At 62.3% G+C, this 9,983-nt stretch carries 10 protein-coding genes; all 10 read right to left on the bottom strand.

All coding sequences use genetic code 11. The features are described 5' to 3' along the window. A partial coding sequence (hemB, locus tag AC1XOS_RS15275; protein ID WP_481963086.1) for a porphobilinogen synthase occupies positions 1-969 on the bottom strand: 969 nt, incomplete at its 3' end. Continuing rightward, positions 962-1,813, bottom strand: coding sequence for a uroporphyrinogen-III synthase (locus AC1XOS_RS15280; RefSeq protein ID WP_481963087.1), 852 nt, complete (start codon positions 1,811-1,813; stop codon positions 962-964). The genes hemB and AC1XOS_RS15280, both read right to left, overlap by 8 nt. After that, complete coding sequence (hemC, locus tag AC1XOS_RS15285) at positions 1,810-2,712, bottom strand: hydroxymethylbilane synthase (protein ID WP_481963088.1); 903 nt, start codon at positions 2,710-2,712, stop codon at positions 1,810-1,812. The genes AC1XOS_RS15280 and hemC overlap by 4 nt, the downstream gene beginning before the upstream one ends. A 2-nt stretch (positions 2,713-2,714) precedes the next feature. Continuing rightward, on the bottom strand, positions 2,715-3,992 hold the full coding sequence (gene hemA / locus AC1XOS_RS15290; protein ID WP_481963089.1) for a glutamyl-tRNA reductase: 1,278 nt from the start codon (positions 3,990-3,992) through the stop codon (positions 2,715-2,717). 100 nt (positions 3,993-4,092) lie between these two features. Continuing rightward, the gene (cobA, locus tag AC1XOS_RS15295; RefSeq protein WP_481963090.1) at positions 4,093-4,818 is read right to left on the bottom strand and encodes a uroporphyrinogen-III C-methyltransferase; all 726 of its coding nucleotides are present in this window, start codon (positions 4,816-4,818) and stop codon (positions 4,093-4,095) included. Next, the gene (locus tag AC1XOS_RS15300) at positions 4,772-5,479 is read right to left on the bottom strand and encodes a precorrin-2 dehydrogenase/sirohydrochlorin ferrochelatase family protein (RefSeq protein ID WP_481963091.1); all 708 of its coding nucleotides are present in this window, start codon (positions 5,477-5,479) and stop codon (positions 4,772-4,774) included. The genes cobA and AC1XOS_RS15300 overlap by 47 nt, the downstream gene beginning before the upstream one ends. A 2-nt stretch (positions 5,480-5,481) precedes the next feature. After that, entirely contained in the window at positions 5,482-7,008 is a 1,527-nt protein-coding gene (locus AC1XOS_RS15305; RefSeq protein ID WP_481963092.1) for a sulfate adenylyltransferase subunit 1, read from the bottom strand. After that, the gene (gene cysD / locus AC1XOS_RS15310) at positions 7,009-7,905 is read right to left on the bottom strand and encodes a sulfate adenylyltransferase subunit CysD (protein ID WP_481963093.1); all 897 of its coding nucleotides are present in this window, start codon (positions 7,903-7,905) and stop codon (positions 7,009-7,011) included. A 97-nt stretch (positions 7,906-8,002) separates the two neighbouring features. After that, complete coding sequence (locus AC1XOS_RS15315; protein ID WP_481963094.1) at positions 8,003-9,580, bottom strand: nitrite/sulfite reductase; 1,578 nt, start codon at positions 9,578-9,580, stop codon at positions 8,003-8,005. Positions 9,581-9,752: 172 nt separating this feature from the next. Then, on the bottom strand, positions 9,753-9,983 hold a 231-nt coding region (locus AC1XOS_RS15320), incomplete at its 5' end, for a phosphoadenosine phosphosulfate reductase domain-containing protein (protein WP_481963095.1).

Here is a 9,983-nt window from a genome sequence, read left to right on the forward strand (position 1 = left end):
TAACCACCTCGCCGCATCCCGTGCAAAATACGTCAGGATCATGTCAGCGCCCGCGCGCTTGATGCTCATGAGGCTCTCCAAGGCGCAGCGCTGTAGATCAATCCAGCCGTTTTGGGCAGCGGCGTGGAGCATGGCGTACTCACCGCTGACTTGGTAGGCGGCCAGCGGGAGCTCGTAGGTGTCGCGGACTTCGCGAATAATGTCCAAGTAGGCTAGCGCGGGCTTGACCATCAGAATATCTGCGCCTTGCTCCACGTCCAGCGCGACTTCCCGCAACGCTTCCCGGCGGTTTGCTGGGTCCATCTGGTACTGCCCTCGATCGCCGAACTGGGGTGGGCTCTCGGCGGCATCGCGAAACGGGCCGTAGAAGCCGCTGGCGTACTTTGCGGCGTAGCTCATCGTGACCGTATTGACCAGCCCCGCACTATCCAGCGCCCCACGGATCGCCCCGATCATGCCATCCATCATCCCCGACGGCGCGATAATATCCGCCCCCGCCTCGGCGTGCACCACCGAAGCTTTGCCCAGTAGCTCTAGTGTCGGATCGTTGAGCAGATAGCCCGCCTCGTCCAAGACGCCACAGTGGCCGTGATCCGTGTACTCACAAAAACACATGTCTGAGATCACCAGCAGCTCGGGGCGGGCTTTCTTGAGAGTGCGAATCGTGCTCGGCACAATCCCCTCTGGGTTCCCGTTCTCGCTCCCGCAAGCGTCCTTGGTTTCCGGAATCCCGAATAAGATAACGGCGGGAATGCCCTCGTCGAACGCGCGGCTTGCCTCCTCCACCAGCGTATCCGGCGACCACTGGCACTGCCCTGGCATCGAGCGAATCGGGAGCTTTAGCCCCGTCCCGTGGCGCACAAAGAGGGGATAGATAAAGTCCGCCGCATCCAGCGAGGTCTCCTGCACCATCCGGCGCAAGAGGGGCGTGCGCCGCAGTCGGCGTGGGCGAAAGATTAAGTTATCCATAGTAGTTTTGTAGCGCTTCGATAAGCCCATCGAGGGTGTGTGTGGCAGGCATCACGTCTACCGCCAGGCCATGCGTCTGAGCCATCGCCGCTGTCTGTGGCCCGATACAGGCGAGGCACACGCCCGCCAAATCGGCTCGGTTGCCGCCCTCACTCTCTAGCCGCGTGATAAAGTTCTCGACGGTCGAGGCACTGGTAAAGGTTACCGCATTCACACGCTTTTGGGCCAGTAGCGCAGCAATATCCGCACCACCTGTCCCGATGACTGTCCGATACGCCTCAACCACGGTCACCTCTGCGCCCCGTGCCGTGAGCAGCTCTGCGAGTGTGGGCGATGCAATCGCTGAGGCTGGGATCAGCACGCGCTGGCCGGGCTTTATCGGGAGTGCCTCGCCTAGCACTTCGGCGGTGAACGTCTCGGGAAGGAGCACAGCCTCTAGGCCGAGATACTCTTGTGCTGCTTTTGCTGTGGTGGGGCCGACGGCGGCGACCCTCCTCCCCCCTACCCCCCGGGTACCCTCTGGGTTCCAACACTGGGAGGCAGGATTGGGGGAGGGGGAGTCTGAGGGGGGACTAGCTCCCCTCTCTCCCCTTCCTCCCAGGATTGGGAGGAGGGGCTGGGGGAGGAGGGTACTAAGCGCCAGCACCGTATTGGCGCTCGTAAGCACGAGCCAGTCAAAGGCATCTAGACTTGCCAACGCTCTCCGTAGCGGCGTGTCGTCTTCCGGGGGAGCGATGGCGATGCAGGGGTACTCAATCACCTCCGCGCCCTGGGCTTGGAGCAGCGCCGTAAACCGAGAGTTCTGGTGCGTCGCGCGGGTATTGACAATACGCTTGCCGGTCACCCCAGAAGCTCCATGGCTCCCTGGGCTTTTGCCTCCTCGGCGAGCTGGGCTCCGAGAGCTTCGGCGTCGGAGTCAAAGGGGGAGGCGGTGCCAGTGACTTCGATGCAGCGCGTGCCATCTACGGAGAGAACGCGGGCCGTGAGCGTGAGCGTGGAGTCCTCGGTGTGGGCGTAGGCGGCAAGGGGCAGTGAGCAGCCACCACCCAAAGCGGCGAGAAAGGCACGCTCGGCGGTGACGGCTTGTGCGGTGGGGAGGTGGTGGATCAGAGAAAGCTTCTCCTTGATCCAGGCTTCGTCGCGGCACTGGACGGCAATCGCGCCTTGTCCGGGTGCGGGGAGCATGACATCGAAAGGGAGAACTTCGGTGATGACATCGCTGTAGCCGAGGCGCTCCAGCCCGGCGTGGGCGAGGAGGATCGCATCGTAGCGGCCGGTGGGATCGAGGGCTTTTTGGATGCGGGTGTCGACATTGCCACGGATATCGAGGAGCTGCAAGTCGGGGCGGGCGCGGAGAAGCTGTGCGGCGCGGCGACGGCTGCTCGTGCCGACGGTGGCGTTTTGGGGGAGCTCAGAGAGCTTTTTACCACTGCGGCTGATGAGTGCATCCCCGACAGGCGCACGCTGAAGAATGGCGCCTAGAGTGAGGCCGTCGGGCTGCTCAGTGGGGAGATCCTTGAGGCTGTGCACGGCACACTGGATGGTATTGGCATGAAGCGCGGCCTCCAGCTCGGCGGTGAAGAGGCCCTTGCCCCCGATCAGCGGCAGGGGCGTGTCGAGAACGCGATCGCCTTTGGTCTGGATGATCACGGGCTTGGTGCCGAGCGAGAGCATTCGCAAGACATGCTCGGTCTGCCAGAGCGCGAGCTTGGAGCCACGGGTGCCAAAGTGCAGAGCTGCCATCGCTACTTTTTCTCGACGAAGGGACAGCGGGCCGCTTCTAGGCCGAAGACATCGCGCACGGTGTCGGCGTAGTTGACCCCATTGCCCTCGATGGCGTTGGAGCGCAGGCGCAGGGTCGGCTCGTGCATCAGGCGGTTGACGAGGCTATGGGCCAGGATCTCAATCGCACGCTGCGTGGCTTCGTCGGCGTGGGGCAGGCGGGTAAGTGCCTTCTCTACCTCGCTCTGCGCTAGCCCCTGCGCCCAGTCGCGCAGGTCCTTGATCACGGGGGTGACATCGCGGGTCTGAAGCCACTCGGTAAAGCGGCTCGTCTCTTGCGCGATAATCTCCTCGACGGCAGGAATGGCGGCGCGACGTAGCTCGAAGTTGGCGTCTATCACTTGCTGGAGGCCATCAATATCGTGGTAGGCGACAAGCTCTAGCGCACCGACCGTTTCTTCAATGTCGCGGGGGACGGCGATATCCACAAGCGTGAGCGAGCGGCCCTCGCGGGTGCGCACGGCGGCGGCGACCTCGCTGTGGTAGATGACCGTGTGCGGGGCTCCCGTCGCGCAGATCACGGCATCGGCCCAGGAAATCGCCTCCTCAAGCTGGCACCAGCTCAGGGCGCGGGCGTTGAGCTTCTTGGCGAGGTCTTCGGCGTGCACCAGAGTGCGGTTGATGACCGCCAGCTCCACGGAGTTGGTGGCACGGAGTGCTTGCGCGGCCAGCACGGCCATCTCACCCACCCCGACGACCAGTACCCGCTCGGGTTTTGTCTGGAGTACCAATTGCGCTCCCGCGTGGCTCACCGATGTTGTGTAGCGGCTGATCTCGGTCTCGGTTCTTGCCCGCTTGCCTGCCTGTGTGGCCTGCGCAAAGAGCCGGGAGAGTGTCGGGCCAACCGCGCCTGCGGTCTGTGCCTCCTGAAAGGCCAGCCCGACCTGCCCGAGAATTTGGTCTTCCCCAAGGATCATGGACTCCAGCCCACAGGCGACTCGGAGCAAGTGCTGCGTGACAGCTTCGTCGGTCTTGATGTAGAGATGGGGGCGAAGCTCGTCTTCGGGGAGCAAGTAGAGTGCACTCAGCGCTGCGATGAGGCAGTCTTGAGGCGCTTTCGGGTTGAGCGTCGCGTAGAGCTCCAGGCGGTTGCAGGTCGAGAGCAGCACTGCCTCGGTAACGACCTCGGTGGCCCGTAGCTCCTCAAGTGCGGTGCGCAGGGCACAGCCTGAGAGAGAGAGGCGCTCGCGCAGCGCGACGGGGGCGGTGTGGTGATTGACTCCAAGCAAAACAACGGACACGTAAACTGATCTCCCTCGCTAGTATACCGCCCGGTTTGACATTGGTTCCCGGTGGCTGGCTTTTATCTTACGTTTCTGACGTGAAGAAGGCATGAAGGTTCTATAGTAGCTCCCGCACGCCCACCACATCTCCAATAACGATTATCGCCGGAGGGTGAATCTCGGTGACAAGACTTTCTATAGTGGCGAGTGTTCCCGTGATGACTTTTTGCTCTGGGCAAGTCGCGGAGGCAATCATGGCGACCGGTGTGCTCTCCGGTCGTCCGTACTGGCGCTGCTTCTCCAGAATCTTGGAGAGGCGCGAGACGCCCATGAGAAACACTGCCGTGCCGATCAGCGCGGCGGCTTGCCAGTGGCTCTCCGGCAAGTGATTCGCCTCACCCTCTTGGCCCGCAAATACGCAGAAGCCCGCCGAGAGGCCTCGGTGCGTCACGGGGATTCCTGCTGCGCCGGGGCCTGCAATCGCGGAGGAGATACCGGGAATCACGGCGTAGGAGACGCCATGTGCGGTGAGATACGCCGCTTCCTCGCTGCCCCTGCCAAAGACAAACGGGTCGCCGCCCTTGAGCCGCACGACAGTCTTGCCGAGCTTCGCATGGTGCACCAGCGCCTCGTGGATCGCGTCCTGGCGGGGCTGCGATGGCGAGCCAAGGTCTTTTCCGACATAGATGCGCTCCGCATGGGCTGGGGCGTCGTCCAGAAGCTCTTGTGCGATCAGCCGGTCGTAGAGCACCACATCGGCACGCTGGAGTGCTTTAAGCCCCTTGACCGTGATGAGCTCAGGGTCGCCCGGCCCGGCACCCACCAGATAGACAAAACCCGTCATCGCACGCTCCTCTCTCTCGTTGCAAAGGACAGATCACCCGCAGCTCCATGCGTGCGTTGGCCTCCGCTAAGCTCCCCGCGGAGAGTAGCGCGGGTATTTCTGAGTCCAGCACCGCCTCCCAAAACTTCTGCTTCGCCTCAAAGGTCGGCAGGGCGACTTTCACGCGGGGCCGCCAGCTTCCCAAATACTCCGCCAGCTCGCCCAGCTCGGGGGTGAGAATCTCGTCTAGGATGCGCTTTCGAACGCGCTGCGCCAGTGCGGGGCTACACCCCGCCGACGAGATCGCGACCTGCATTGGGCCGGATTTTGCCACGGCGGAGAGAATAAAGTTGCAGAACTTGGGGTCGTCCACCGAGTTTCCGAGCCGCCCGTTTGTGTCCGCCTCCGCAAAAACCGCACGATTAATGCTCTTGTCGTTGGTTGCGCCAATCGCCACAAAGGCATCGGCCTGGTCACTCGGCTCCCAGAGTTTTGGCCACCACTCGAAACGGCCTTCGGCGTGCCAGTGTTGTAGTTCTTCGGAGAGCTCGGGCGAGACGACCCTGATCTTTGCGCCGCTGTCAAAGAGGACGGAGAGCTTCTCACCGGCGACGTAGCCGCCGCCAATAACCACCACTTGCTTGCCGCGCAGATCCAGATAGACGGGCTGGTAGCTGGCCACGACTAGATTCCCTCAGCAAAGCCGACTTGGTTCTTCTCCACCAGAAGCAAGGCATCCAGCTGGGCTTCCAGCGGCTGTTCGGACTCTCCCAGAGTGATCGTGATAATGCCATTTTCGGTGAGAGCGTCGGTGGGGCCGTGCGCGACAAAGGCGGTGTACCAGCCCCGGGTGACAAGCTCTCGCTCCAGGGTGGCGGCTGTGGCACGATCCGGGACGACGATCACACCTCCACGGTGGCCGTGGCGTAGCTCCCGCTCAGCGCGGGTCCAGGGCTCTGAGAGGGCTTCTGGGTCGGACTCAGGAAGGATCTCGGTGACCATTCCGGCGGCGACGGGGACACTGGTGGCAGGGTCGAGGAGGAGAAAACCACCCATCTCACGGCTCTGGATATAGGGATCGAGGAAGAGGGGCTGGGCCAGGGCAATCGTCACCTGCCCAAGCTCGTTGAGCGCGAGCCCACGGGTTTCTTCTTGCTCTAGTGTCTCGACAGCAAGCCGATAGTCCACCTTCTCGACGATCGCCGCCGCTTGCCGTGTGGTCTGGGTTGCGATATAAGGCCGCCCCGGAGCCAGCCCCGCCTCGCTGAGCACGCAGATGGTGGCTGTAAAGCGCCGCGCGATCGTGGGCGGGCTCTCGGGCAGTGCGATCAGGTCGCCACGGCTGATATCCACCTCATCGGTGAGCGTGAGCACGACCGAGTCACCGGAGTGCGCCTCGGGCAAGTTACCATCTGCCGTGACAATCTCTTTGACTGTGGAGCGCTTCCCTGATGGCAGGGCAATGATCGGATCACCGGACCGAATACTGCCCCCGGCAACACGGCCCGCAAAGCCACGGAAGTTCTGATGGGGGCGGATGACGCACTGCACGGGAAAGCGAAACGGCTCATCGCCGCGGGTTTCAGCAACGGGCAAGCCTTCCAGCCACTCCAGCAGCGAGGGGCCGTCGTAGTAGGGCGTGTTCTTACTCCGCTCCACCACGTTATCACCCGCCAGCGCGGAGAGCGGAATCGCGGTTGCCGTCACGCCCAGCTTGGCCGCAAACGCGGCAAACTCCGCCTCAATGCGCCGAAAAACGCCCTCGTCGAAGCCGACCAAGTCCATCTTATTGACTGCCATGGCTAGGTGCGGCACGCGCAAAAGCGCTGAGAGGGCCGCGTGCCGCCGCGACTGCTCCAAAAGCCCGTTGCGTGCATCCACTAAAATGACGGCCGCTTGCGCCGTCGAAGCGCCCGTGACCATGTTGCGCGTGTACTGAGCATGCCCCGGTGTGTCGGCGATGATAAAGCGGCGGCGCGGCGTGGCGAAGTAGCGGTAGGCCACATCAATGGTGATCTTCTGCTCTCGCTCCGCCCGCAGGCCATCGGTGAGCAGCGCCAAGTCTACGCCGCCATCATCGGAGTTACTCGCTCGCTTGATCGCCTCGTACTGGTCATCGGGGATGGCCTTGGAGTCAAAAAGAAGTCGCCCAATGAGGGTTGATTTGCCGTCGTCCACGCTTCCGGCAGTCGAGAATCGCAAGAGTTCCATCTAAAAATATCCCGCGCGTTTACGGTCTTCCATTGCCGCCTCAGAGCGCTTATCGTCGCCACGGCCACTGCGCTCGGTCACGCGGAACGTGCGCACTTCCTCGATAATTTGGTCTAGCGTGTCGGCTTCGGACATCACCGCGCCTGTGACCGTGATATCGCCCATCGTCCGAAAACGAACCTTGCGCGTTTCGACGAGCTCGCCGGGCAGCAACGGCAGCAGCTCGGACTCCGCCAGCCAGACGCCCCGCCGGTTGAAGACCCGGCGCTCGTGCGAGAAATACAGCGATGGTAGCGCGATCCTGCGGGCCTTGATGTAGCTCCAGATATCCAGCTCGGTCCAGTTGGAAAGTGGAAAGATGCGGAAGTGCTCGCCGGGAGCTTTTCGTCCATTGTAGAGGCTCCAGAGCTCCGGGCGCTGGTTTTTCGGGTCCCACTGCCCAAACCGATCCCGGTGCGAGAAAAAGCGCTCTTTCGCGCGGGCCTTCTCTTCGTCGCGGCGTGCGCCACCCAGCGCCGCGTCGGCGCGTAGCTCCTCCAAACCATCGAGAAGTGTGCGTGTTTGTAGAGAGTTTCGTGTGCCCTCGGGGCCTGTCTCCTCGGTCACACGTCCGGCATCAATGGTGTCCTGAACATAGCGAACGAGCAGATCGGCACGAAGCTCGCGAGCGAGGTTATCGCGGAAAGTCAGCGTCTCCTCGAAGTTATGGCCTGTGTCGATGTGCAGGAGCTTGAAGGGAATCCTAGCAGGCGCAAAGGCACGCGCCGCCAAGTGGGCCATGACGATGGAGTCTTTGCCCCCCGAAAAAAGAAGCACCGGGCGCTCAAACTGTCCGTAGGTCTCCCGCAGGACATAGATGGCTTCCGATTCAAGGGTAGCGAGGGCGGGTTCTAGCATGGTTTTTTCCTACCCCCCCCCGACCCCCGCCCGGCGGGGGAGATATAAGGAATCCTCTTCCTCATTATCCCCCCGCTGGGCGGGGGTTAGGGGGGAACTACGCCGCCTCGACAAAGCCGGTGCGCATCAGCGAGCCAAGCTCGTCGTCACTAGCCCGGTCTACAAAGCTAGGGAAGTCTTCGTCCTCGGCTCGCTCATTAAGATACCCGTTGAGGAGATTTTCCAGTGCGACAGGCAGGTCGGTCGCAGGGACTTTGCGCCAGATCGGGCGGACAAACTTCGCATCGCGACCTAGGCGACCGCCGAGCGAGATATCGTAGCCGTCCACTTTATCGCCATCGGGGAGCTTCACAACGCAGCCTTGGAGGCCAATATCGCCGATATGGTGCTGGCCGCAGCCGTTGGGACAGCCATTGAGGTTGATGCGCAGGGGCTCGTCGAGCGAGACCGTCTTATCCAGGTGCCGGACAATTTGCCACATGAGGTTCTTCGTCTCCGTGAGCGCCAGGTTGCAGAACTCACTTCCCGTACAGGCCACGGCGGCGCGGCGAATGGGGGACGCTACCACGGGGAAGCCAATCGCCTCTAGTGCGGCGACCACGGTTGGAACATCGGCCTCTTTAATATTGGGAATCAGTAAGTTCTGCTGGTTGGTCGTGCGGGTATCGCCGGTGCCGTACTCTTTGGCGATTCGCGCCACTTCAAAAATCTGCTCGCTGTTCATGCGGCCCGTGAGCACGTTCGCCCCGACCCAGAACAGCCCCGCCTGGCTCTGCGGGTGGACGCCCACATGGTCGCGGAAGTTATTGGTTGGCTCAGGCCACTCGGTCTCGGTGAGGGCGGGCTCGGGCACCCAGCTCAGGCGCTTCAGCACCTCCTCCTCGTACTTTGCCGCGCCCCAGTCGGCCACTAAGAACTTGATACGCGCCTTCTTGCGGTTCTCCCGGTAGCCCGAGTCTCGGTAGACCTCGGTGACGGCACGAAACGCATCAACCAGCTTATCGGCGGGGATAAAGAAGTTGAGCTTCTGCGCCAAGAACGGCCGCGTGGAGAGCCCACCGCCGACCCGAATGTGAAATCCTTTTTCTCCATTTTTAATGACCGCCGTGGCGGCAATATCGTTGATCTCGGGCTGGGAGCAGTGCTCACAGCAGCCCGTGATGGAGATTTTATACTTGCGTGGCAGATCCGCAAACTCAGGGTTGCCGAGAAAATACTCGTGGATTGCCTGAGCGTAGGGCTGGGCATCGAAGGTCTCGTTGGGATCGAGGCCCGCCACGGGGCAGCCGGTGACATTGCGCGGGATATCGCCGCAAGCACCGAGTGTGCTGATGCCCACCGCGCTGAACTTGGCAAAAATCGCGGGGAAGTCGGCGGGGGCCATCCAGTGGAACTGGAAGTTCTGTCGCGTGGTGATATCGGCGATATTGCGGGCGTAGTCGCGGGTCACCTCGGCGACGGCGATCAGCTGGTCGTAGGTGAGCTGGCCGCCTGGCACTTTAATGCGCAGCATGAAAAAGCCGTCTTTGGGCTTCTGCTCGTAGAGCCCCAGCCAGCGCAGACGGAACATATCGTCCGCGTCAATTCCGCCGTAGCCTTCGGTGGCGATCCGCTGCAGGTCGTTCCAGACCTCCAGGCCGCCTTTTTCTTTCTTGATTCGTTCAACGTCGTTCATAATAATTTCCTTGGTTTTTGCCATCTCTCCGGCTCGCTAGGGCTTGCCACCTCTCTTCCCCCCATGGCTCGCAAGCTCGCCGGGAAGAGAGGCTTCCGGGTGACCCTCTTCCCAACGAGGAACGAGTGGTCTGGGGAAGAGGGTCGCGCTCTAAGGCGCGGGGAGATGGCGCTTACTTGTGCAGACCGCACTCTTTCTGTTCGGGATTTTCCCACCACCAGCGTCCGGCGCGCAGATCCTCGCCCGGCTCAATGGCGCGGGTGCAGGGGGCACAGCCGATACTGGGGAAGCCTTGGTCATGGAGTTTGTTGTAGGGTACCCGATGGGCATGGATATACTCCCAGACTTGTGCCTCGGTCCAGTCCGCGAGGGGATTCAGCTTGGCGATACTGCCGTGCGCCGC

It is taken from the genome of Armatimonas sp., assembly GCF_964826245.1.